16 protein-coding genes are annotated in these 23,893 nt (G+C 31.8%); 11 read left to right on the top strand and 5 right to left on the bottom strand.

Translation table 11 applies throughout. The features are described 5' to 3' along the window. The first annotated feature begins 62 nt into the window (after nucleotides 1-62). The 4 genes from E9099_RS19375 to E9099_RS07045 all read left to right on the top strand — a co-directional run bounded on the left by E9099_RS19375 (nucleotide 63) and on the right by E9099_RS07045 (nucleotide 4,430). Nucleotides 63-1,193 carry a TPM domain-containing protein gene (locus E9099_RS19375; protein ID WP_136585152.1) on the top strand — a complete coding sequence of 377 codons (1,131 nt, stop codon included), beginning with the start codon at nucleotides 63-65 and terminating at the stop codon, nucleotides 1,191-1,193. A gap of 331 nt (nucleotides 1,194-1,524) precedes the next feature. Next, the gene (locus E9099_RS07055) at nucleotides 1,525-2,880 is read left to right on the top strand and encodes a TPM domain-containing protein (RefSeq protein ID WP_136582972.1); all 1,356 of its coding nucleotides are present in this window, start codon (nucleotides 1,525-1,527) and stop codon (nucleotides 2,878-2,880) included. A gap of 176 nt (nucleotides 2,881-3,056) precedes the next feature. After that, on the top strand, nucleotides 3,057-4,136 hold the full coding sequence (locus tag E9099_RS07050; RefSeq protein WP_240788969.1) for a GNAT family N-acetyltransferase: 1,080 nt from the start codon (nucleotides 3,057-3,059) through the stop codon (nucleotides 4,134-4,136). A gap of 81 nt (nucleotides 4,137-4,217) precedes the next feature. Continuing rightward, nucleotides 4,218-4,430: a hypothetical protein gene (locus tag E9099_RS07045; protein ID WP_136582970.1), complete on the top strand. Its 213-nt coding sequence runs from the start codon at nucleotides 4,218-4,220 to the stop codon at nucleotides 4,428-4,430. A 49-nt stretch (nucleotides 4,431-4,479) separates the two neighbouring features. Here E9099_RS07045 and E9099_RS07040 read toward each other — a convergent pair whose 3' ends face one another. Continuing rightward, entirely contained in the window at nucleotides 4,480-5,409 is a 930-nt protein-coding gene (locus tag E9099_RS07040) for an SPFH domain-containing protein (protein ID WP_136582969.1), read from the bottom strand. A gap of 76 nt (nucleotides 5,410-5,485) precedes the next feature. Between E9099_RS07040 and E9099_RS07035 the strand changes: the two genes are divergently transcribed. After that, nucleotides 5,486-6,169, top strand: a complete 684-nt coding sequence (locus tag E9099_RS07035; RefSeq protein ID WP_136582968.1) for a hypothetical protein — start codon at nucleotides 5,486-5,488, stop codon at nucleotides 6,167-6,169. Between the two features lie 116 nt (nucleotides 6,170-6,285). Here E9099_RS07035 and gltX read toward each other — a convergent pair whose 3' ends face one another. Next, entirely contained in the window at nucleotides 6,286-7,794 is a 1,509-nt protein-coding gene (gene gltX / locus E9099_RS07030; RefSeq protein ID WP_136582967.1) for a glutamate--tRNA ligase, read from the bottom strand. Between the two features lie 249 nt (nucleotides 7,795-8,043). Between gltX and E9099_RS07025 the strand changes: the two genes are divergently transcribed. The 5 genes from E9099_RS07025 (at nucleotide 8,044) to E9099_RS07000 (ending at nucleotide 17,862) form a co-directional block, all read left to right on the top strand. Next, nucleotides 8,044-11,469, top strand: coding sequence for a DUF4175 family protein (locus tag E9099_RS07025; RefSeq protein ID WP_168800725.1), 3,426 nt, complete (start codon nucleotides 8,044-8,046; stop codon nucleotides 11,467-11,469). Then, complete coding sequence (gene ybeY / locus E9099_RS07015; RefSeq protein ID WP_136582966.1) at nucleotides 11,462-11,878, top strand: rRNA maturation RNase YbeY; 417 nt, start codon at nucleotides 11,462-11,464, stop codon at nucleotides 11,876-11,878. The genes E9099_RS07025 and ybeY overlap by 8 nt, the downstream gene beginning before the upstream one ends. 135 nt (nucleotides 11,879-12,013) lie before the next feature. Next, entirely contained in the window at nucleotides 12,014-13,885 is a 1,872-nt protein-coding gene (mnmG, locus tag E9099_RS07010) for a tRNA uridine-5-carboxymethylaminomethyl(34) synthesis enzyme MnmG (RefSeq protein ID WP_136582965.1), read from the top strand. Between the two features lie 2,343 nt (nucleotides 13,886-16,228). Next, nucleotides 16,229-17,119: a class I SAM-dependent methyltransferase gene (locus E9099_RS07005; RefSeq protein ID WP_410523975.1), complete on the top strand. Its 891-nt coding sequence runs from the start codon at nucleotides 16,229-16,231 to the stop codon at nucleotides 17,117-17,119. A 230-nt stretch (nucleotides 17,120-17,349) separates the two neighbouring features. After that, complete coding sequence (locus E9099_RS07000) at nucleotides 17,350-17,862, top strand: OmpH family outer membrane protein (protein ID WP_136582964.1); 513 nt, start codon at nucleotides 17,350-17,352, stop codon at nucleotides 17,860-17,862. Nucleotides 17,863-19,672: 1,810 nt separating this feature from the next. On the opposite strand, the gene E9099_RS06995 is transcribed toward E9099_RS07000, so the two are convergent. From E9099_RS06995 to E9099_RS06985, 3 genes are read right to left on the bottom strand one after another with little or no spacing between them, the layout of a single operon-like run. Continuing rightward, nucleotides 19,673-20,068: a DoxX family protein gene (locus tag E9099_RS06995; RefSeq protein WP_205961028.1), complete on the bottom strand. Its 396-nt coding sequence runs from the start codon at nucleotides 20,066-20,068 to the stop codon at nucleotides 19,673-19,675. Between the two features lie 44 nt (nucleotides 20,069-20,112). After that, a complete protein-coding gene (locus tag E9099_RS06990; protein ID WP_136582963.1) occupies nucleotides 20,113-21,030 on the bottom strand; it encodes a diacylglycerol/lipid kinase family protein in 918 nt (305 codons plus the stop codon). Nucleotide 21,031: 1 nt separating this feature from the next. Continuing rightward, nucleotides 21,032-22,186, bottom strand: a complete 1,155-nt coding sequence (locus E9099_RS06985) for an ATP-binding protein (protein ID WP_136582962.1) — start codon at nucleotides 22,184-22,186, stop codon at nucleotides 21,032-21,034. A gap of 127 nt (nucleotides 22,187-22,313) precedes the next feature. Here E9099_RS06985 and E9099_RS06980 point away from each other — a divergent pair, with 127 nt between their 5' ends. Further along, nucleotides 22,314-23,888, top strand: coding sequence for a hypothetical protein (locus E9099_RS06980; RefSeq protein WP_136582961.1), 1,575 nt, complete (start codon nucleotides 22,314-22,316; stop codon nucleotides 23,886-23,888). Nucleotides 23,889-23,893 lie beyond the last annotated feature (5 nt).

Genomic DNA, 23,893 nt, shown 5'->3' with positions numbered 1-23,893 from the left:
AACTGATAGTGTGACTTAAATAAGTTGTTAATTAGTTTTAAATTGTAGTAGTACGGTGATTAATGTTTAAAAAATTAAAAATACTTTTAGTCCTCTTGTTTTGTGTTTGTTTTCAATATTCAAACGCACAAGTGGATTTTCCTATTCTAACTGAAATAGTAACCGATAATGCGGCTCTTTTCAGCGAAAGCGAAACCCTAGAACTTAGAGAAAAACTAAGGGCATATGAAATTGAAACGACACACCAAATAGTAGTTTTAACTGTTAATTCCTTAGAAAATAATACAGTTGAAAATTTTGCGTTACAGGTTTTTGAAAACAATAAACTCGGACAAAAAGAAGCCGATAACGGGCTGTTAATTCTGATAGCTAAAAACGATAGAAAATTTAGAATTGAAGTGGGTTATGGTCTTGAACCCATAATTACCGATGCTTTTTCTTCGCGAATTATTAGAGAAACCATGACGCCCGAGTTTAAAAAAGGCGATTTTTATAAGGGTGTAGATTTAGCAACTTCAGAAATTATTAAACTTATTGACGACCCTAAATACCGTGAAGAATTTGCTAATTTAAAAGAAGAAGGAAGTGAAATGCCAATATGGGGGAAAGTAATAATAGCGTTTATTTATTTCTTATTTTTGCTTCTATGTATTGTTGCTGGTGGCGTATTTCTATATAAGAGTTTTAAGCAATTAATAAGTGTATTCCGTGGTTTAATTACTGGTAAAATAAGTATTGTTTTATTTCCATTTTTATTTATATCTTCTTTAATTAAAGTTACTTTTAGTTTAATATTCATTTTTCTACCATTCCCTGTTGGAGGACTTCTTGTTTTTATCGAAGAAGGTGGTAATGTAAATGTTTATTATTTTGAGGTTTTACAAAGTTGGTCATTAATAGTGACTCCTATTACTATTATTTTGTTGGTTGTTTTATTTACTGTTTTACCGTTAATTATTGCCATTTTTACACGATCTAATCAGAATTTTATTTCTGTTATGTTTTCATTTTTAAAAATCGATAAAAGTTTTATGAGCAAGAATTTTTCTTCTAGTGGTTCTAGCTCAAGCTATAGGCGATCAGGTTCAAGTTATAGTCGATCAGGTTCAAGTTATAGAAGCTCGTCGTCTAGTAGTAGTTTTTTTGGTGGTGGCGGACGTTCTGGTGGCGGTGGTGCTAGCGGAAGTTGGTAACAGTGCTTTGTTGTTAGTAAACAAGGTTATAATATAAATTTACCTACCTTTAAAAGCTAACTAAACTTAAAATATTATGGATTTTTTTAACCCACTAGCACTTTTAGTAGCTACTATTTTAGCTTTGGTTGTTGGCTTTTATGGCCGATTATGGAGACAAATTTTGAACTTTTAAGCACGGTGGTTAACATGTTGTTGTTGTTTTATTTTTTACTTCATATTTAGTGAAAGATAAAAAAAAAGAATAATGGTTGTAAACTAAGTGTTAGGTTCTATAGATTGAAATACTTTTTTTCTACTGATCTTATTATTAAATAGTTAAAATAAATATATGTTGAAACAATTAAAAGTACTAGTTTTTCTTTTTTTTATTTGTATTCAATATACAAGTGCTCAAGAATATCCAGTTATATCAGATATGGTAACGGATGATGGAGATATTTTTAGTGATTCAGAAGCATTATTTTTAAGAGAGAAATTATTAATCTATGAGAATAATACATCACATGAAATCGTTGTTTTAACTATACGTGGTTTAGATGGTGATAGTATTGAAAATTATGCCTATTCTGTATTTAACCAGGATGGTAATAACTTTGGTAAACAGGGCGTTGATAATGGTATTTTATTACTAATTTCTCCAAATGATAGAAAGGTTAGGATAGAGGTTGGTGATGGTTTAGAGCATATAATTACAGATGCTTTAGCATCTAGAATTATCAGAGAGCTTATAACACCAATGTTTAAGCAGGGACGCTTTTTTGAAGGAATTGATAGTGCAACCTCAGAGCTTATAAAACTTATAGATGACCCTATTTATGCTAAAGAGTTTTCAATTAGTACAAAAAAGAAGAATAAGACAACAGCATCCGGAGATCAAAGCAATTATGTTACTAAGTTCTTTTTTTCTTTATTTTTTACTTTTGTTTATGTGATAATTGGTTGGTATTGCTATTGCAAATTTGTACTGAAGAAAAGTATCTGGAAGAGTGACGTAAAATGGTATTATAAAAAATATAAGCCATCGTTTTGGCTTTGTTATTTTATTTTGGTCTGCATTATTTTTGACTTTTTAAAGTTCTTTGTATTGTTCTTTACGGGTTTGTTTTTTGTAGGATTTTTATCCGTTTTTGTGTACATTGGTTTTGCTATTATTTTACAAATGGCAATAGAAAGAGCGACACTTATTTTTAAAGCCTTATTTACTGGTAAGTTAGGACTTTTTAATTTTTGGTTTTATTTCCCCTTTACCTTGCTATTTCTTTTTGGTGGATTTGTGTTTGGTTTTGTCCCTTTTTTTATGGGTATAATGTTTATAGCTCCTTTAATATTTAAAAAGGATATTAATGACATGATGTCTAACATACCGTGGGAATATTTTTTGACTTTTATGATACTTATTTTTATGTCATTTTTTGTTATTGCTATAGTTTCGGCGATAAAAAAAATTAATAAGAACTATAAAGAGACTTTTGGCTTTGTAATTTTTAAAAGGGGAGTTGGTTTATCTAATATTCATGGAGGAAGTTCTTCTAGTCGTTCTTCTAGAGGATACTCATCATCTGGATCTTCAAGTTATTCGTCGTCGTCATCGTCATATTCGCGATCGTCGTCTTCGTCTTCAAGTAGTAGTTATTCTGGAGGTGGAGGGCGCTCATCGGGAGGAGGAGCAAGTGGGAGTTGGTAATTAGATAAGTCCCCATTTTTAACGTTACATTTAACTTTTGTAACATTTTATATTAATAAAGACTGATAGAATAATAATTAATCTTTTCATTCACACATTTGTTTCACTTTAAAATTTATAAAGCGGTTTCAGAACTCCCAATATCGTGGGACGGTTTACCGACGCGTGACGTATTTTTGAAAACACCATTTTTAAAAGCATTGGAGTTATCCAGTCCAAAGAATATTGATACTAATTATATTGCTGTTTTTAAAGATGATATTATAGCCGGAATTGCTATTATCCAACGTGTAGAGTTATATCTTGACGATGTATTCAGAAACACTTCAGATAACGCCTTAAAACGCGTTACAAAGCATATAATGGCCAAGGTAGTTAGAGGGAATACTTTAATTGTGGGTAATTTAATGCATACGGGACAACATGGATTATATTTTAATCCAGAAATAATCGGACAATCCTCTTATTTAGAAACTATTTTTAAAGCGATTGATCAGCTATCAATACAGATTAAAAAGGCTTATAATAAGACTGTCCGATTGGTGTGTTTTAAAGATTATTTTGAAACAGATAGGATCAATTTAGAGTCTGCCTTATTTACTAAAAACCATTTATATAAGGTACAAGTACAACCCAATATGCTGCTTGATATTCCTAAGGAATGGGATACTATTACCGATTATACTTCGGCTTTAACTAAAAAATATAGAAATCGTTATAAAACAGCTGTAAAAAAAGCAATGTCTATTACTAAACAGGAATTGAATTTAGAGGAGATTGAAGCAGCTTCAGACGCTATTTATAAGCTATATAAAAATGTATCTGATAATGCTAAAGTAAACTCGTTTGTATTAGACGACAGGCATTTCTTCAACTTAAAAAAAGAACTTGGCTCTGAGTTTAAATTGTTTGGATATTATCTAAATGAAGAATTAGTCGGCTTTTACACACTAATTTTAAACCATAACCAATTAGAAACTTATTTTTTAGGATACAATCCAAAGTTTCAGTACAAGCATCAACTGTACTTAAATATGTTGTACGATATGTTGGAATTTGGAATTAGAAATAAGTTTAGAATGGTGGTTTACGCCCGTACTGCTATGGAAATTAAAAGTTCTGTTGGTGCTGTGCCAAAGACCATGCATATTTACATGAAACATACTAATCAATGGTTATTAAATCCAGCGTTAAAATTTATTGTAAAAACGTTGACACCTATAAAAAAATGGGAGGAAAGACATCCTTTTAAATAATATTTTAATAAAGCTTTAGCAGTATTAATTTGGGGTCATCACGTGTTTAAGTTATATTATATCAATAATTTAAAATATATCATGATGACTAATACACAAAAATTACTGACCAAAATATCTCAAAAAACAATAGAGATTAAAACTAACTATCCAGAGTTACAAAAGTATCTTGACGAAACTAGAATTACTTTACCACAAGGCGATACAGAATCGTCAGAAATAGATAATGAGGAGTTATCAAATTATTTAAATAGTCTAGATACAATGGTAGAAAAGTATAAATCTAACACATAAAAAAAGCCTCAAGACAACTTGAGACTTTTTAATTATTATGCAGTATTGCCTATTCGTTTCTCTTATTTAATTTTGCTTGTTTCATTGCTTCACCAATTTCATTACTTGCTGAAAAACTAGCAACCATATCATTTAACATCTGGCTTCCTGCTTGTGGAGAGTTAGGCATTAAAATTAAATTACTATTAGTATGTTGTCCAATAGCTTGTAACGTATCATAGTGTTGCGTAACAACTATTAAAGCAGACGCTTCTTGACTGTTTATACCAACCTTATTTAAGACTTCTACAGACTCTTCAAGACCTCTAGCAATTTCGCGTCTTTGATCAGCAATACCTTGACCTTGCAAACGTTTACTTTCTGCCTCAGCTTTTGCTTTTTCAACGATTAAAATACGTTGTGCATCTCCTTCATACTGTGCGGCAGTTTTTTCTCTATCTGCAGCATTAATACGGTTCATTGCTTCTTTTACTTGTGCATCAGGATCGATGTCTGTTACTAAGGTTTTGATGATATCATAACCGTAATCTTGCATTGCTTCGTTAAGTTCAGATTTTACTGCAATTGCAACATCGTCTTTACGTAAAAACACATCATCAAGAATCATTTTTGGCACTTCTGCACGGACAACATCAAATACATAAGATGTAATTTGGTCGTGTGGATAATCTAATTTGTAGTAAGCATCTTCTACTTTAGCTTTTATTACTTTGTATTGTACAGATACTTTAAGACGGACAAATACATCATCTTTAGTTTTAGTTTCAACAATAACATCTAATTGTTGAATTTTTAAACTCAAACGTCCAGAAATTTTATCGACTATTGGGACTTTAAATTGTAATCCGGATTGTCTAATACTTTGAAATCTACCAAAACGCTCTACAATAGCTGCAGTTTGTTGTTTGACGGTAAATATTGACGAAATTAAAATAATCAGTCCTAAGACGACTACTACAATTAATACTGGGTTATTCATGTGTAAATGGTTTTAATGGTTACTTTATTCGGTTTACTAAATTAAGTTATATTTGTGAACAAACCCTTTATCCACAATGAAAAAACTACAATTCATCTTATTAGTAGCACTAACTATAGGTTTTGTTACAAAAAACTTTGCACAACGTGCTTCTTACGACATTAAAAACGGATTTGCGTTAGGTGGTGGAATCACGCAATTTGATATTATTACAGATAATTTTGAGACCAAAAAGGGGGCGGGCTGGATCGCTAATATGACGGCAACTGTTGATATACCTCACAAATGGTTTAATGTTAGTTATGGTATGCAACTATCAGAAAACACAATAAGCACTGCTGGATTCGATTTTCCATTAGCAATTACTACAGAAGATGTAGAGTATAAAATTTTTACTGCTCAACTGCAATTTTTATGGCACGCCAAACCATTTGGAACATCTAATTTTACAATTGATTTTGGTCCAATGTTACAATATAATAGTGATCTAGAATTAAGTGATGAGCAACAAGAAGACTTTATTTTAGCCGATTTTGATACAGTGTTTGCTAAAGAAGTGAAGGATTTAAATAATTTTAATGTTAATGGTACTATCGGTGCTACTTTAGGTATTGGTTTTTTTAAAGTCAGAGCACAATATATTTATGGATTCACTAATATTTTAGGTGCTTTAAACGACGCTGATTTTAACCAAACTTTAGGTAGAGATTTTAAAGGACACCAAAGCATGTTTGCTTTTACAGGTATGATTACATTTTAATATTCTGACTGATTGTATTGGAAGTCTTATTTGTGGAAATGCTAAAGTATTTTAATTACGATTAGGACATTAAAACCTATAAAAAAAGCCATCTAAATGTAGATGGCTTTTTTGTTTTATAACGTTTCAATAAGTTTTTCGAGACGTTTAGTACTTTCGTTTTTTCCAATCATAAACATGATATCAAAAACATCTGGTCCTTGTAAGGCACCAACTAAGGCTAATCGTAAAGGCATCATAACCTTTCCAAAACCAATCTCTTTAGTGGTAATCCAACCTTTAACTTCTTTTTGAAGTGTTTCTACTTCAAAATCTGTAATGTTAGAAACTACTGCTAATACATCAGTCATTATAGACTTAGTATCTTCTTTAAAGGCTTTTTTAGAGGCTTTTTCGTCATAAGTTTGAGGAGCCACAAAAAAGTAGCTACTTAAATCCCAAAAGTCATTTACAAAAGTGGCACGTTCCTTAACTAAACCAACAACTAATGCAATGTAATTAACATCAATTGGCGCCAATTCAGTACGACTTTTTTGAAAGGCTTCTGCTAAGTCTTCATTAGACTGTTCTTGCATATAATGGTGATTAAACCACTTAATTTTATCTGGATCAAAACGTGCTCCAGCTTTATTCACGCGGTCTAAATCAAAAGCAGCAACTAATTGTTCTAAAGTAAACATCTCTTGCTCTGTTCCTGGATTCCATCCTAGAAAGGCTAAAAAGTTGATGACTGCATCTGCAAAGTAACCTTCTTCTTTATACCCTTTTGCGGAATCTCCAAACTCAGGATTCCATTCTAAAGGAAACACTGGAAAACCTAATTTATCACCATCACGTTTGCTTAATTTTCCTTTACCTGTTGGTTTTAAAATTAATGGTAGGTGTGCAAATTCTGGTTGATCCCAACCAAAAGCTTTGTATAATTGATAGTGTAAAGCCAAACTAGGTAACCATTCTTCACCACGGATAACATGTGTAATTTCCATTAAATGGTCATCTACAATATTGGCTAAGTGATATGTTGGCATACCATCGGACTTAAATAACACTTTGTCATCTAAGACGTTAGTATCAATTTTTATATCACCGCGTATAATATCTTTTAAGCGTAAAGTTTCGTCTTGTGGACTTTTAAATCTAATCACAAAATCATCTCCTGCCGCTAATTTAGCACTAACTTCTTCTGCACTTAGTGATAGAGAATTACTTAATTTTAAACGGTTATGCCAATTGTAAATAAACGTTTTACCTTTAGATTCATGATCTGTTCTGTGATAATCTAACTCTTCGGACGTGTCAAAAGCGTAGTAAGCATTGCCACTAGCTATTAGTTGTTCAGCATATTGTTTGTATAAGTCTTTACGTTCACTTTGTCTGTATGGTCCAAATTTTTCATTTTTACCTGGGCCTTCATCAAAAGGTATATTACACCAATTTAGGGCATCTACTATATATTGTTCTGCACCTTCAACGTAACGGTTTTGATCTGTATCTTCAATACGTAATACAAACGTTCCGTTATGTTTTTTGGCAAATAAATAGTTAAAAAGCGCTGTACGTACGCCTCCAATATGTAAAGGTCCAGTTGGACTTGGTGCAAAACGCACTCTGACTTGTTTTGACATCTTATATTATAAAAATTAGCACTTTAACATACCATGTTTAAGCGACATATAAATTGTAATCCTAAACGTGTTTCAGGATATAGATTGCAAAGATAGAATAGAGTAGTAGAAACAACAAAGAAATAATAAAGAACAATTAAATACGCGGCATAATTTCTGCGAAAGCATACACCTTTAACATTAACTTATATTCCAATGTATTTAAGTGTAAAAATAAAATAGTATTTTAGTCAGTTAAATACCAATTACTTGAATAATTTTTATAATATACAGTCTAAATTAGAACAATTTATTAGAAAATATTACACTAATGAGTTGATAAAAGGTGTCATTTTATTTTTTAGTATAGGACTGCTGTACTTTCTTTTTACTTTATTGATAGAACACCTTTTATGGCTAAATTCTTCGGCTAGAACACTTTTGTTTTGGTTGTTTGTAGCAGTAGAATTGGGCCTTTTTGTTAAATTTATTGTTTTTCCATTGGCTAAGTTATTCAAACTTCAAAAGGGGATTGGCTACAAGGAGGCGTCAACAATAATTGGTAATCATTTTCCGGAAGTAAGCGATAAATTATTAAATGTATTACAACTTAAAGAGGAAGCAAACACATCAGAGTTGCTATTAGCTAGTATTGACCAAAAGGCAGAAGCGCTTGATCCGATCCCTTTTAAATTAGCGATTAATTTTAAACAGAATATTAAATATTTAAAATATGCTGCTATTCCTTTAGTAATACTACTTATTTCTGCTATTTCTGGTAAAATGAATTGGTTTAGTGACAGCTATGAGCGTGTGGTTAACTATCAAACGGCTTATGAGGCACCAGCACCTTTTCAATTTTTTGTGTTGAATGAAGACTTGCAGACAACGCAAAATAAAGAATTTAGACTAATGGCAACAACGGAAGGTGCTGTTATTCCGGAAGACGCACAGATTACTTTTAATAGCGAAACTTATTATTTACAGCAACGCCAAGCAGGTAGTTTTGAATATGTTTTTGAACAACCAAACCAAGATATTACATTTACGTTATCTGCTAACGGAATCACGTCTAAACCATATACTTTACAGGTGGTTGAGGTGCCAACGTTGCTTAGTTTTAGTATGGTTTTGGATTACCCAAATTATACTAATAAACAGGATGAGGTTTTAAAAGGTAATGGTAATGCTATTGTACCTCAAGGGACAAAAGTAGCATGGCAATTACAAACTAAGGCTACGGACCAAGTAGAACTAATTGGACTTGATACCATAGCATTTTCAAGTGATAAAGTAGGTCTATTTGAAGCTTCCAAAAGTGTCTATAACAACTTTAATTATAACATTAGTACAAGTAATAAGGACTTAAAAAATTACGAAACTTTAGCTTATAGCATTCAGGTTATAAAAGACCAGTATCCAGAACTTAAGGTGGAAGTTAAAACGGATAGTTTGGATCAGCAATCTTTGTATTTTAGGGGAGAGGTTACAGATGATTATGGTTTAAATAAATTGCAGTTGGTGTATTATCCTAGCGGAAATGAAGGCGAAAAGAAAGTTGTTAATATACCTGTTTCTAAAACTAATTTTGATCAATTTATTAGTGCATTTCCTAATAACCTACCTATTGAAGATGGTAAGTCTTACGATTTGTATTTTGAGGTGTTTGACAATGATGCAGTAAATAAAAATAAGCGTACCAAAAGTTCCGTTTTTAGTTATAGGAAACGTACCCAAGATGAAGAAGAAAAAAAGCAATTACAAGAACAGAATCAAACGATTCAGAACTTAAGTCAGTCTTTAGAAAAATTTGATAAGCAGCAGAAAGAATTGCAAGAATTGTCTAAAACTCAAAAAGAAAAGTCGGAGCTTAATTTTAACGATAAGAAAAAGTTGGAAAGCTTTTTAAAACGTCAAAAAGAGCAGGATCAGATGATGAAGCAATTTAATAAAAAGTTGAAAGATAATTTAAATGAATTTCAAAAGGATAAGCAGGAAAAAGATCAATTTAAGGAGGATTTAAAAGAACGATTAAAAGATAACGAGGAACAGCTTGAACAAGATGAAAAACTTTTGGACGAGTTGGAGAAACTTAGAGAGAAGTTTAGTAAAGAAAATTTTTCCAAGCGATTGGATAATTTGGCTAAAAAAGCTAAAAGTCAAAAACGGAGTTTGGAGCAATTAGTGGAGTTGACTAAAAGATATTATGTGACAAAAAAAATGGAGAAGATTGCTGAGGAGCTTGATAAATTGGCAAAAGAGCAAGATAAATTAGCAAATGCTAAAGCAGAGGATAATACAAAAGAAAAGCAGGACGATATTAATAAGAAGTTTGACGAGTTACAGGAGCAATTACAACAGTTAGAAAAGGATAATAACGATTTAAAAAAACCTATGGATGTGCCGCGTGATAAAAACAACGAGGATAACATCAAAGAAGAGCAAAAGGAGGCGAGCGAGGATTTAAAGGATAAACAAGATGCTCAAGATCAACAGGAAAAACAAGAGAAGCAAGAGTCTGCTAAAAAGAAACAGAAAAACGCAGCTCAGAAAATGAAAAAGATGAGCATGAGTATGCAAATGCAAATGTCTGGAGCTGCTAAGGATCAATTGGAAGAAGATATAGTGATGTTACGTCAAATTTTGGATAATCTTGTCATCTTTTCTATGAATGAGGAAGCCTTAATGAATCAATTTAAAAGTATTGAAATCAATCATAGTGAGTATGCTAATTATCTTAAGAAACAGAAGGAGTTGCGAACACATTTTGAACATGTCGATGATAGTTTGTTTGCAATATCATTACGACAACCTAAATTTTCTGAAGATATAAATAGGGAACTTAATGAAGTGTATTATTATATAGATAAATCTTTAGAAGAGTTCTCTGAAAATGGAATTTTTCAAGGGGTCGCATCTCAGCAATACGTGGTTACTGGAGCAAATAACTTAGCAGATTTTTTAAGTGATGCATTAGATAATCTACAAAATCAAATGGGTATGCCAATGCCAGGAGAAGGCGAGGGAGGCACGCCTATGCCGGACATTATTATTAGTCAGGAAGCATTGGCTAAAAAAATGGAGAAAGGTGTTAAAAAGGGTAAAGATGGCGAAAAAGATGAGGATGGAGATAAAGGTGAAGCGGGAGAAAAAGGTAAAGAAGGAGAAGGTGAGGGTGAAGGAGAAGGTGGTAAGGATGGAAAGCAAGGTAATTCTGGTAAAGACGGGAAAGAGGGGCAAGGCGGTGATCAAAAAGGAACAAACGGATTTAGTGAAGATGTCAATGGTGAGTTATTTAAAATTTATCAAGAACAACAAATGTTACGTCAAGCTTTAGAAGAAAGATTGGATAGGGATGGTTTGGGTGAAAGTAGAGATGCTAGACAACTTCTTAGAGATATGGAAGAGGTGGAGATGGATCTTATAAATAACGGTTTTACTAATGAGACTTTAAGTAAAATGAAAAATTTACAGCATCAATTGCTAAAATTAGAAAATGCAACCTTGGAACAGGGACAGGAACAAAAACGAGAATCTGAAACAAATTCTAAAGATTTTAAAAAGACAACGACTAATCAATTGGATAAAGCGAAACAATATTTTAACACTACAGAAATATTGAATAAGCAAACATTACCTTTGCAAGAATTGTATAAACAAAAAGCACAACAGTACTTTAAACAGAAAAATGATTAGTTTTAATTACGAAATCGATTTTAAGGGTCTAGATGACGCTAAAATCACGAAATGGATATCTACTATAATAAATAAGGAAAACTGCAAGGAGGACGAGATAAACTATGTGTTTTGTAATGACGATTATCTCCATAAATTAAATGTTGAGTTTTTACAACATGACACTTTAACTGATGTAATCAGTTTTGATTACTCAGTAGGAAAAACACTACAAGGCGATATTTTTATTTCTATTGAAAGAGTGGAGGATAATGCGAAGGATTTTGAGGTTGAATTTGTTGACGAGTTACATCGTGTAATCGTTCATGGTATTTTACATTATTGTGGATATAAAGATAAAACGGATGCTGATGCTATTGTAATGCGAAGTAAAGAAGATGAAGCTTTAGCAATTCTAAAAGCGATGTAATTAGCGTAGAAAAATTTCAAGCTTAATTTTATATAAAAATAGAAACGTTCCACGTGGAACAATAATTAAAAAAATATTTAAATTATTTTATGTTTAGGTTTTCTAAACGTTTTATGATTTAGTAAAACAGATATTATGTTTAACGAAGTTTATGATGTAATAGTCGTTGGTGGTGGTCATGCAGGAAGTGAGGCTGCAGCATCGGCAGCTAACATGGGAAGCAAGACTTTGCTTATCACTATGAATTTACAAAACATTGCACAGATGTCTTGTAATCCTGCGATGGGTGGAATTGCAAAAGGACAAATTGTTAGAGAGATTGATGCGCTTGGAGGTTACTCTGGGATTGTGAGTGATACTTCTGCAATTCAATTTAAAATGTTGAATAAATCAAAAGGACCTGCAATGTGGAGTCCAAGGGTGCAAAGTGATAGAATGCGTTTTGCAGAAGATTGGCGTTTGATTTTGGAGCAGACTAAAAATTTAGATTTTTATCAAGAAATGGTTTCTGGTTTAATTGTTGAAAACGGAAAAGTTGGTGGAGTAGTAACGTCTCTTGGTGTTAAGATTAAATCTAAAACAGTTGTGCTTACTAATGGTACTTTTTTGAATGGGTTAATCCATATTGGAGATAAAAACTTTGGGGGAGGAAGAGCAGGTGAAAGAGCGGCAACTGGTATTACAGAGCAGTTGGTTAATTTAGGTTTTGAATCAGGTAGAATGAAAACGGGAACACCTCCAAGAGTGGATGGTCGTTCTTTAGATTTTTCTAAAATGGTCGAGCAACCTGGAGATGTTAATCCAGAAAAATTTTCATATTTGGATACGACAAAACCATTAACGCATCAACGGTCTTGTCACATGTCTCATACAAGTCAAAAGGTTCATGATTTACTTCGTGAAGGTTTTGATCGGTCGCCAATGTTTAATGGTCGAATTAAAAGTTTAGGGCCAAGGTATTGTCCGTCTATTGAAGATAAAATAAATCGTTTTGCGGATAAAAATAGTCACCAATTATTTGTCGAGCCTGAAGGTTGGAATACGGTTGAATATTATATAAATGGTTTCTCAACTTCGTTGCCGGAGGATATTCAATTTAAAGCATTGCGGTCTGTGGTTGGATTTGAAAATGTGAAATTTTTCAGACCTGGTTATGCTATAGAGTATGATTATTTTCCGCCGACACAATTAAAGCATACGTTAGAAACTAAATTGGTTGATGGTTTGTTTTTTGCAGGTCAAATTAATGGAACGACGGGTTATGAGGAAGCAGCATCGCAAGGATTAATGGCGGGTATAAATGCTGCGTTAAAAGTTCAAGAACGCGATCCTTTTATTCTTAAGAGAGATGAGGCTTATATAGGGGTGTTAGTAGATGATTTAATTACAAAAGGAACAGAAGAGCCTTATCGTATGTTTACTTCTCGTGCTGAATATAGAACGTTGTTGCGTCAGGATAATGGGGATATTAGGTTAACGCCAAAAGGTTTTGATTTAGGTTTGGCATCAGAGAAACGTTTGCGTAGGATGGAGGAGAAGCATGATGCGGCAGAGAAGTTTGTGCAGTTTTTTAGAGATACAAGTGTGACGCCAGACGAGATAAATCCAGCATTGGAAGCTAAGGGTTCTACTGCGATTAGACAACAGGATAAGATGTTTAAAATGTTTGCGCGACCTAATGTGACTATAGAGGATATGAAGCAAGTGGCGTCGGTTTCTCAGTATATTAATGATCATGATTTAGATAATGAAATCATTGAGCAAGCCGAAATCCAGGTTAAATATTCTGGGTATATTGCTAAGGAAAAGAGTAATGCAGATAAGTTAACACGACTGGAAAACATTAAGATACCTGAAGGTTTTGATTACTCTAAATTACAATCTATGAGTTTTGAAGCAAGGGAAAAGTTGGGTAAAATACAACCGGTAACTATATCTCAGGCCTCAAGAATTAGTGGGGTTTCTCCTTCTGATATTTCCGTTTTGTTAGTGTATATGGGAAGATAGATTTAAGTTTTAAAGGGAACGTTCCACGTGGAACGTTCCCTTTTTTTTGTTTCTATTGTTTATAAATGGTGTTGCATTTCGGGTTTGTATTAAGAGAATATGGGAGATTAGTTTGTTTAATTAGGTCGTTTGTTTTGTCTATTTGGACTGTTTGTTGTTCTTTTTTTTTTAAGGCTTATTTATGTGTTTATTGCTATGGCTTCTTTTCTTTTTGTGAGTGTTATTTCTTTTTGTAGGCGTTTAAACATTCTTTTTCTTAGAGTTTGTAATGAAGGATTAAGATGAGTTTTGGAACGTTGTTTAGGTCTTTTTTTTTAAGTCTAATTATATCTAATTTACCTTTTTTTGATGTTGTTTGTTTAATCCTTTTGTATTGTTTTTAAGTATTTTTTTTGGTTCATTTAGATGGAATATATGGTTTTTTTAAAGCCGTTTTCGATTGGGTTTGTGTGTTTTTTAGTTGTTTTTTTTCGTTTATGTTTTTAAGAAGAGTGTCTTAATAGAGGCTGAAATATTTGAATTGCTATGTTTTATTTACCCTGTAATGGTCAATTAAATGCCTCGATTTAAAGTTTTTTGATCTAGAATGCCTGTAGTTTTTAGTGTTTTTTTGTTCAGTTTTTAAGCTTTTACAGTCTGTAATTATGCTCTTATTTTATCTCAAATAGTTTAATAGAGGAGTAGGAAGTCGATATTTTGCGGTTTATTTTGGTCGTTTATTTTGATTTGCATCTTGTATTATGGCAAACTATAAGGCTTAATTGTTGTTTTTTTTACCCCTATATGGTAGGTTTCGTGATGTTGTTTTCGATTAAATCGCGCTATAAATTGTTTTTCTAAAGGTTATTTATTTCTTTTAATTGATTATATTTTGACTGTTATGTCGTTAATTGGGTTGCTTGTAATTTAAAATAACGTTGTGTATTTACTAGTGTTGTGTGTTTCTCGGGTAATATTTTTGTATTGTTTGTTGTTAAAATGGGATGAATTTTGCGCTTTATTGGTTTAGAAATGGGTTAAATAATGACTTATTTAGTAGTCTAAATTGGTGAAATACTCTTTTTTGAGTTGTGGTTTTACTCCTAGTATGGATGTTTTTTTATTGATTTCAGCGGTGATTGACGTGAATTGATGGGTGTTTTTATTTCTTAATTTATGGATTTTTAGTGTTCCTCGTGGAACATTTTGACTCTATTTGTAGTGGTAAAGTGAATATATTATGATTTATTAGCTCTTAAAAGTCCTAGAACATGTGCGGTTTTGTAGTTTTAAATGTTTGTAATAAGTGTTTTTTTTTGTTTCATTTATTCGTTTTTTATATGTTTTTTCTGTTGATTAAAGTGTCGATAGTTTAGGATAACATGGGGTATAACGCTGGTTATTATTCATGTTTTAGTGTTCCTCGTGGAACAATTTGCTTTTGTTTAGTGTATAGAGGAGTGGCGAGAACTCGTTTTTTTTGGTTTTTTTGGCTTACGGAGGGCTAGTTTAACTGTTTAAAGTTCTTTAAAGAGTGTTGTTTATCGCGTTATTTGTGTCTTTATTTAGATGCTTTTTTTTAGTATTAGAGTATAAATACAGAGGTTTATTATAAATTAAAAGCTAATATTATTGGCGTATTGGGCTCTTTTATCATGAGTATTCGTTCACTAAGTCGTTTTGTAATGACATATTTAAAGGGTTTAGTTAACCGTAAGTCGTGTTATAAACGCCTTTTTTGATTGGTTTATATGACGGAAGTCTTAGGTTTAAGTTGATATTAAGATGTTTTTTTATGGTAATGAATACTAATAATAGGTCGGTGGGTGTGAAAATAGATTTGTTTATTGGAGTTTTTTAATGTTCCTCGTGGAACAATGGTGTGTTATTTGATGTGTAAAGAGTGGGTAAAAAGCTTTTTTTGAGATTGTTTTTGGCTTGCAGAAGGTTTTTTTTAGCTGTTTGAAGTTCTATAAAGAATGTGTTTATCGAGTGGTTTGTGTCTTTCTGTAGTTGTTTTTTTAAATATTATAGGGTAAATACAGAGGTGTGTAAAGAATTAAAAGCAAAGCGTGTTGCTGGATGACGCTCTGTTGTGATAGGATAATCTTGCGTTAAGTAGTTTTGTAAAGACATATTTAAAGGTTTTATTGGGGCGTAAGTAGTCTTATAAGCGTCTTTTTTATTAGTTTACATGCCATAAATTCTTAGTTTAAATTGAAATTATGTTGTTTTTTTAGGATAGTTATTACTATTAATAAGTGGGTGCATGTGAAAATAGAGTTGTTTATTTGTGGTTTAATGTTCCTCGTGGAACAATGAGTCGTTATTAAAATAAAAAAAAGTATAAATAAGCTGCCTTTTTTGGGTAAGCTATCTAAAATAGTATTGATTGTGGTAAGTGAAAATGGTAAAAAAGTGTTGTTTAAAGTAAAGGATCACTCTGTTTCTGGTGAAGAATTTCATTTGTTAGAACATAAAAAGTATGGCTATTTGAAGACAATCCCTAAACCGCCATTAGGTAAATTGGGAGAGTATTATCAAACAGAAAACTATATTTCTCATACAGATTCTAGAAGAAACTTGTTTGAAAAGGTGTATCATGCTATCCGAAAGGTGTCCTTAAAGCGCAAATTAAACCTGATTAATTCGTTTGAATTAGAGGGAAAAAGGCTATTAGATTTTGGATCTGGAACGGGTGATTTTCTTAAAACTGCTCAAAGTAATGGCTGGAATGTTGCGGGAATTGAACCAAATGAGGCTGCTAGAGGTATAGCAAATAGTAAAACTAATAGCTCTGTTTTTGAATCAAAATACCTAAATACGTTCGAAAAAAAGAGTTTTGATGTGATTACCTTGTGGCATGTACTAGAACATGTTCCAGATTTAGAAGAAAAGATAGCTGTTCTTAAGTCTTTACTTAAGCCAAATGGGGTCTTATTAATTGCTGTTCCTAATCATAAAAGTTATGATGCTATCTATTATAAAGAGTTTTGGGCGGCATATGATGTGCCTAGACACTTATGGCATTTTGATCAAAAATCAATTTCTAACTTGTTTTATAGTATTAGTATGACGGTTGAAAGTACAAATCCAATGTTCTTTGATTCGTATTATGTTAGTTTATTATCGGAAAAATATAAATCTGGTAGGATGAAAGTCTTCAAGGCATTCAGGTCAGGATTCATGTCAAATTACAAAGCAAAGTCTTCAGGAGAGTATTCTTCGTTGATTTATGTGCTTAAAAACAGCTAAAAATAAATATAAGAAACCTGGTTAGATGATGTGGTCTTGTAATGTGTAATCACATTAGGTTTTTTTAAAAGTAGCTTAAAGGGCTTTATTTGAGGTCGTTTTTAATAGTGTTTGCTTATAATTGATATTATTTACCATAAGAAATAGTTATTTAGTGTAAAATCTATAAAAAAAATGAAATTGAGTTTAGTTAATTATTTACATTTGCTCAAATTCATAAAAAATATAAAATGAAAAAAGTATTCGGATTACTATTAGTGGCTTCTGTTTTTACATCATGCCAAAAACAAAAAATTGCTTTTATTGATAATGGTGAAGTAATTAACAAAATTCAGGAAAAATTAGATCTGGAAGAAAATTATAAAACAACTTTAGATAAATTCAATCAGAGGAGAGATAGTCTAGGTAAAGATTTTCAAATGCAAGCTCAAAAGTTTCAAATGGATGCACAAAGTATGCCAGCTAAAACAGCTCAGGCTAAATATGACGAGTTAGGTCAAAAACAGCAAATGTTACAACAACAACTGCAAGCTGAACAACAAAAAATTTCAGAACCTTTTCAAAAAGAAATGGATTCTTTAATTTCTAAGGTAAAAACCTATGTAAATGAGTACGGTAAAAGCAATGGTTACGACTATATATTAGGTACAAGTGATGCTAGTCCTTCTGTTTTATTTGGTAAATCAGATAATGATCTTTCTAATACTATTATTGAAGGTTTAAATGCTTCTTATAAAAAATAGAAAATAAGAAATACTACATTTTCAAAAGGCGATTAACAACAGTTAATCGCCTTTTTTTATGATATTTTAGTTTAAATATCAGTGTGGTTATTTTAGATATTTATATTTAGTTGGGTTAAAAAAACTCATTAAAAACCTGCTCTTATCCGTTGTTGTGGTCTTCTCCTTCTAACTGTTAGACCTGCTGAGCAAACCATTCTTTTAAGATGCACCAATCATTAATATTTATGGATTATCATGGAATAGTGAGGCAATATACTGTGCAATGACGCTTGTAGGCGGTGCAAGGATGATGAGCTAATTAATGCTGATATTGACTTGGTAAGTTCTGATATGCATAGAGTTTTGCTGCCTGTTCTTGAAGTCTAGCAATACTTTAATTAGCAGATAATCAGAAATACATGACGCATACTACTTTTTATAAGTTAGTTAATTATAGTTTTATAAAAAGAATTATGAGAGGTGAATTCCTCAGTTCTACTTTTAAGATAATGATTAATTAAACACAAATTTATGGATTAGAATTAGACTTAAATTGGCTGATTATAATTACAAAAAGCTATTAGGTTTGCTTCTTTTTCGTTTGTGCTATACTCTCGCCTTTTGCTTTAAATTCTCCCTTTATTTGTTTTGCTTATATATTAAAATATTGACCTAAGGCTAAGACGTTTGTTAGTCGATGGTTCATAGTAAATAATAGTGCTTCAGAGCGCTTTTTTGTTTGTTGTTAGTGGAGTTGGTTGGGTGTTGTATGTTGTGTATAACATGGCAGTAAAAACACTTAATTGTAGCGCAACTTTTAGTGGATTTTTAAAGGTGTGGCTTGATCTTTTAATTAGAAGTTTAAAAGGATTAAAGAGTAATGAAGAGGTTTTGTTTTTTTAGTAATCTAATATCATCTTCAAATCAAAGTATTCAAAATCATTAACTTGGTACTGATAATTCATTATGTGTTGATATTGGATCATTTACGTTAACCACTAATAAAGAAATAGTTTTAACCAATTTTACGTACAAAGTTGGATTTATTATTAAACGTAAACAGCATTGGTTTGTCTAATTTTTACTGCAATTCAAGAAGTTGATTTTTATTTTTTTTGAGATAGGACATATTGTCTCTAAAATACAGTTGTTATGTCTTGGGATAAGTCTAAATCACATAAGAACATAGTGATTGTCTTAAGGGTGAATGATAAATAATTATTTGTGCTAAAATTAGTACTTCAACAGGGATCAATAACTATAAATTGTTCAGTCTAAGGTAGAAGTTGTATCGATATTAGTTAGAGGTGTAATTTAGTAATCGTTTGAACGGTCGATTATAGTTAAATAATTACCAAAAAAAGTAAAAGTTTTAGTTCTTAACTTGTTACTAAATAGTTAATTATAAGTATATCTTAAAGTTTTCTGGAGACTCAGTTCTGTAAGAACTAATAGCTAAAGGGGTGTGATTTATTCATTAAAATTGTTTTAAAATAGATTAGAAATTAGAGAGTAAAATGCTGGGTAGTCAGTATTTTAAATTACTTATAGAGATAAATACTGTTTACATAAAGGTGGTATAAAAACATATTATGTAATAGCCAAGTTATTTACTAAACTTAGACATGCAATAGCTTGGTAAAATCGTCTAAAAAAAAAGTGGTGATGGGAGCGTTATTTTAATTGAAGAAAACCAAACGTTGTTTTATGTATATAAGTTTCAAACAGAAAACTTTTATGACGTTTATGTGCAACATAAAATACCAATTATAAATGAGTCTTAATGGAGGAAATGGTTGTTTTATAGTAAATAAGACGTGTTGGTCGTTTACTTTAATAAGTACAAAGCGATAATTGTTGGAATAAAGTATACAACTATTGTTTTTGCGCCTTCATAGTCTTTTGCTACACGTTGCCCGAATAATAATAAAAGTAGCACAATCGCGCTTAAAATAGCCGAATAATAGCCAAATACAGTGTTACCATCAATTACTATAGTACAGATGCCAATGACCGCAAATACACCAGCTATAGTTTCTAAAACAAAAATAATTCCAACATTTAAGGGTACTATTTTGGCCATAAAGGTTTTTGAAAAATGACCTTTTAACCAAGTAATAGTAGCCTTCCAATCTAGTGCCTTGTCTAATCCTGATTGCAAAAAAGTGATGGCTAAAAAAGCAAGTAGTAATATCTGGGTAATGTTATTTATTAGATTGTCCATGTATGGTGATTGTGGTTTAAAGGTATTAATTTATAATGTAGAAATTAACAATAAAAATTGATGGCTTTAGGGCGTATGGATACATCGATATCTTCAGTTTTTATTGACTCTCCATCGGCCTGAATTAATGGTTTGTTTTGATCAAAATTTAATTGTAGATGATTGGTTTTAAATGTCTTGACTTTTTTATGAAACACAATTTTCCCATTAAAAAGGCCAACTATGTTTTTTATAATATCCCATCTAGTCAATTTAGTGGCAATAGAGACGTCAAATAGACCATCTTTGTGGTTAGGTTGTTCTGTAAGTTGCATCCCAGAACCTGTGTATCTACAAATACCTAACTGAATCATAAAGCAAGATTTATATGATTTAGTCTTTAAATCTTGAGTCAAATTAAGATTAAATGGTTTAAAAAGAAATAAGGCTTTTAAGGCTCCTAATAGATAGGTTAATTTACCAAATGTTCTGTTGTTACTTACAATATCGACAACCAAGCCATCAAAACCAATCCCACAGAGATTTATAAAATAGGTGTTAGGTAGGCTAGACTTTAAATAGCTTACACAACCAATATCTTGCGTATCTGTTTTTCCGTTAATTATAAGAGCTAAGGCTTTAGTTATGTTTGTAGGAATGTGGTGTGTTTTTATCCAATCATTACCTGTTCCTATGGCTATAACACCAAACGTTATATTTTTAGAATCGACAACATTTTGACTAAAAACACCTGTAATAAATTTATTAAGAGTACCATCACCACCAATTATTATAAAATGTTTAAAACCCTTTTTTATGGCGGCTAACGTTATTTCAATTTCATGATTGGTGTGAGTTGTAAATTGATACGCAATGTTATAAGTGTATTGTAATTTACGTTGTACGGTTGTCCATATTTTTTTGCCTTTCCCATTACCAGAAACAGGATTAATAATGACAAAAAACGCTTTTTTTGAAGACATTTTAATCTTGTTTCGCGTGGAGCAAGCGTGTTAATTTTATGCTTAAATCGGTAAGTATAATTTTGGAATTTCCGTTACGTTCAATATGGTAAATAGCGTCATTTAGTTCGTTAGAAATATCCATAATGTTGTTGTTATGAATAAAAGGAGCAAACTTAGAAAGATCAAAACCTTTGCTTTTAGTTTCAAAATACACTAATTCTTGTGCGCCATAATTAAGCAACATGGCTTGCCTGAAAAAGTCTAAACAAAAATTCAGAAATTGCTTTTGGGTTTCACGACCTGTTTTGGCAATATCTTCACTCCAACCAATTAAATCGTGGATGGCTGCTTTGTTTCCTTTAGCCTTAAAAGCAGCGCGAATCCAAAAAATAAACCATTGTTCAAATTGGTCGTCCTCGCTATCGTGAAAAACTAAATCACAAGCTTTATTATAGTTTCCATCAGCTTGATGAGCAATTTTAGTAGCTGTCGCGTCATCCAATTTAAACTGTTTTGTAATCCCAGCTTTAATATCATTTTCTGCTAATGGCGGAAAATGTATGATTTGACAACGTGATCTAATGGTATTAATAATCTGCTCTTCTTCTTCAGCTATTAATATAAAAACAGTGTTATTTGGCGGTTCTTCAATAAGCTTCAGCAATTTGTTGGCTGCTTGCGTATTCATCTTTTCAGCCATCCAAATTAGCATGATTTTGTAACCACCTTCATAAGATTTTAGACTTAAAGCTTTGACAATGTCCAAAGCTTCGTCAACACCAATTTGTCCTTGTTTGTTATCTACGCCCAGAATTCTGTACCAATCAAAGAGGTTTCCGTAAGGTTGTTCTTTTAATAATTGCCTCCATTCTTCTAAAAAGTAAGAGGATACAGGGTGTTTTTTGACCTTATCTGTAGTGGTGACTGGGAAAGCAAAATGTAGGTCTGGGTGAGAAAAATTATTGAATTTTATATTGCAAATTTCGTTTTCTCCTACGTTTTCTCCTGTCGTATTTTTACACAAAACATACTGCGCATAGGCAACAGCCATAGGTAATGTACCCGAACCTTCAGGACCAACAAATAGTTGGGCATGTGGTATACGACCATTGTCTGCACTTGTAGTCAAGTGTTTTTTAATATGATTTAATCCTAAAATATCACTAAAAAGCATAGGGCAAATATAGTTGTCTTGGTAATTAAAAACTATTTTTTATTGGATATTGATTTTAGTTGTAGAATATATAGTATCGTTGTATTTGCATATATTTGAAAAAATATTAACGGTTTTAAATTTCAAAATGAAAAGACTATTAAGTTTACTATTATGTGTAATAGGATTAAATCTAGCTAATGCACAAGAAATAAAAACTACAGATTCTACGTCCATTGGTGGCGCGGCGTTTAAATCTCATAATGAATTTTATATTTTTGGGGATGCTGTGGTTATTGGTAATAATATTTTAAGCAAAGATGATAAGAAAGCTTTTAATATTTTACAAGTTAATAATGATGACACCAAAATGAGTTATGTTGATATTGATAGGGATAAGGCAACTTTTAGTTCAAGTCAAGCGACATTAAAGCTACCTTCCGATTTTAAAAAAATTGCATACGCGGGTTTATACTGGTCCGCGACGTATGCTTATGAAAAAGGAACGCGTAAAGAACAAAAGGGTGATTATGTTTACACAGGAAATGGAGAACGCTCTCTATTAGTAAATCAAATTAAATTTAAATTGCCAAATCAAGAGTATCAAGATGTAGTTGGAGATATAATTTATGACGGTATAACTAGTCCTACGCATGCTATAAATTCACCTTACGTTTGTTATGCCGATGTGACAGAGCTTTTAAAATCTTCTGAAACTAAATCTGGAGATTACGTGGTTGCCAATATAAAGGCTACTGAGGGGTATTTGTCAGGTGGTAGTGGTGGAGGTTGGATGTTATATGTGGTGTATCAATCACCAACGGATAATCCAAAATATATTTCTACTTATCATGGATTTGCTTTAGTTAATAAAGAAGAACCGGTAGATCTAACATTCAAAAACTTTAAGTCTGTAGAAAAAGGAGATGTAAAAACGTCCGTTGTAGTTTCTGTTTTAGAAGGAGATTCAGATTTGAGAGGAGACGAATTTGCAATTATCAAACAACGTGATGGTAGCTTTCAATCATTAAGTAACGGTGCTCGTTTTCAACAAAACTTTTTCAATAGTTCTATTACAAACAATAGTATGAAAAATAGAGATAGACTACCAAATAGTGAAAACACATTAGGTTTTGATATCGCTAAATTGGATATTCCTAATTATAATAATGCAATAATTAATAATAGTACTAACGAAACCACCTTACGTTTAAAAACAGAATCGGATAGGTTTTACTTATATTTTACAGCTTTTCAGACCGAAATAGAGCAAACTTATTTTGACGATATTGTTCAGGATAACAATTCAAGTGCTAGTAAAACAGCAAACGTGTCTCCAGAAATTGTAAGAGCGCAACCAGAATCAGATCCAAGTTATAATACTAAAGAAAAGCGTAAAGCTTATAAGTATAAGAAAAGAGGTTTAAATTCTAAAGCCTTCAAATATTTAAAAAACAAGAAATCAACTGCTATAGCTGGTATTGAAGGCGGCTATTATGTCATATCAGGTGTTTTTGCAGAGTCTGCTAGGTCTGAAAAATGGATGGCTAAATTAATAAAAAAAGAATTGGATGCTAAAGCTTTTATAAATCCCAAAAACGGTTGGAATTATATTTACTTGCTAAGAAGTGATACTGCTGAAGACGCTTTTAAACTAACAGAAGAGTTAAAAACAAATTATAGATACAGAGATACTTGGGTTTTAAAAGCAAACCTAGATTAAACACA

Source organism: Psychroserpens sp. NJDZ02 (assembly GCF_004843725.1).
GTDB lineage: Bacteria > Bacteroidota > Bacteroidia > Flavobacteriales > Flavobacteriaceae > Olleya.
This window is presented reverse-complemented; position numbering and strand designations above follow the sequence as displayed.

Coding starts and splice junctions, on each gene's coding strand:
- E9099_RS19375 (WP_136585152.1), top strand. CDS start 63: ATGTTTAAAAAATTAAAAATACTTTTAGTCCTCTTGTTTTGTGTTTGT.
- E9099_RS07055 (WP_136582972.1), top strand. CDS start 1,525: ATGTTGAAACAATTAAAAGTACTAGTTTTTCTTTTTTTTATTTGTATT.
- E9099_RS07045 (WP_136582970.1), top strand. CDS start 4,218: ATGATGACTAATACACAAAAATTACTGACCAAAATATCTCAAAAAACA.
- E9099_RS07040 (WP_136582969.1), bottom strand. CDS start 5,409: ATGAATAACCCAGTATTAATTGTAGTAGTCGTCTTAGGACTGATTATT.
- E9099_RS07035 (WP_136582968.1), top strand. CDS start 5,486: ATGAAAAAACTACAATTCATCTTATTAGTAGCACTAACTATAGGTTTT.
- gltX (WP_136582967.1), bottom strand. CDS start 7,794: ATGTCAAAACAAGTCAGAGTGCGTTTTGCACCAAGTCCAACTGGACCT.
- ybeY (WP_136582966.1), top strand. CDS start 11,462: ATGATTAGTTTTAATTACGAAATCGATTTTAAGGGTCTAGATGACGCT.
- mnmG (WP_136582965.1), top strand. CDS start 12,014: ATGTTTAACGAAGTTTATGATGTAATAGTCGTTGGTGGTGGTCATGCA.
- E9099_RS07000 (WP_136582964.1), top strand. CDS start 17,350: ATGAAAAAAGTATTCGGATTACTATTAGTGGCTTCTGTTTTTACATCA.
- E9099_RS06995 (WP_205961028.1), bottom strand. CDS start 20,068: ATGGACAATCTAATAAATAACATTACCCAGATATTACTACTTGCTTTT.
- E9099_RS06990 (WP_136582963.1), bottom strand. CDS start 21,030: ATGTCTTCAAAAAAAGCGTTTTTTGTCATTATTAATCCTGTTTCTGGT.
- E9099_RS06985 (WP_136582962.1), bottom strand. CDS start 22,186: ATGCTTTTTAGTGATATTTTAGGATTAAATCATATTAAAAAACACTTG.
- E9099_RS06980 (WP_136582961.1), top strand. CDS start 22,314: ATGAAAAGACTATTAAGTTTACTATTATGTGTAATAGGATTAAATCTA.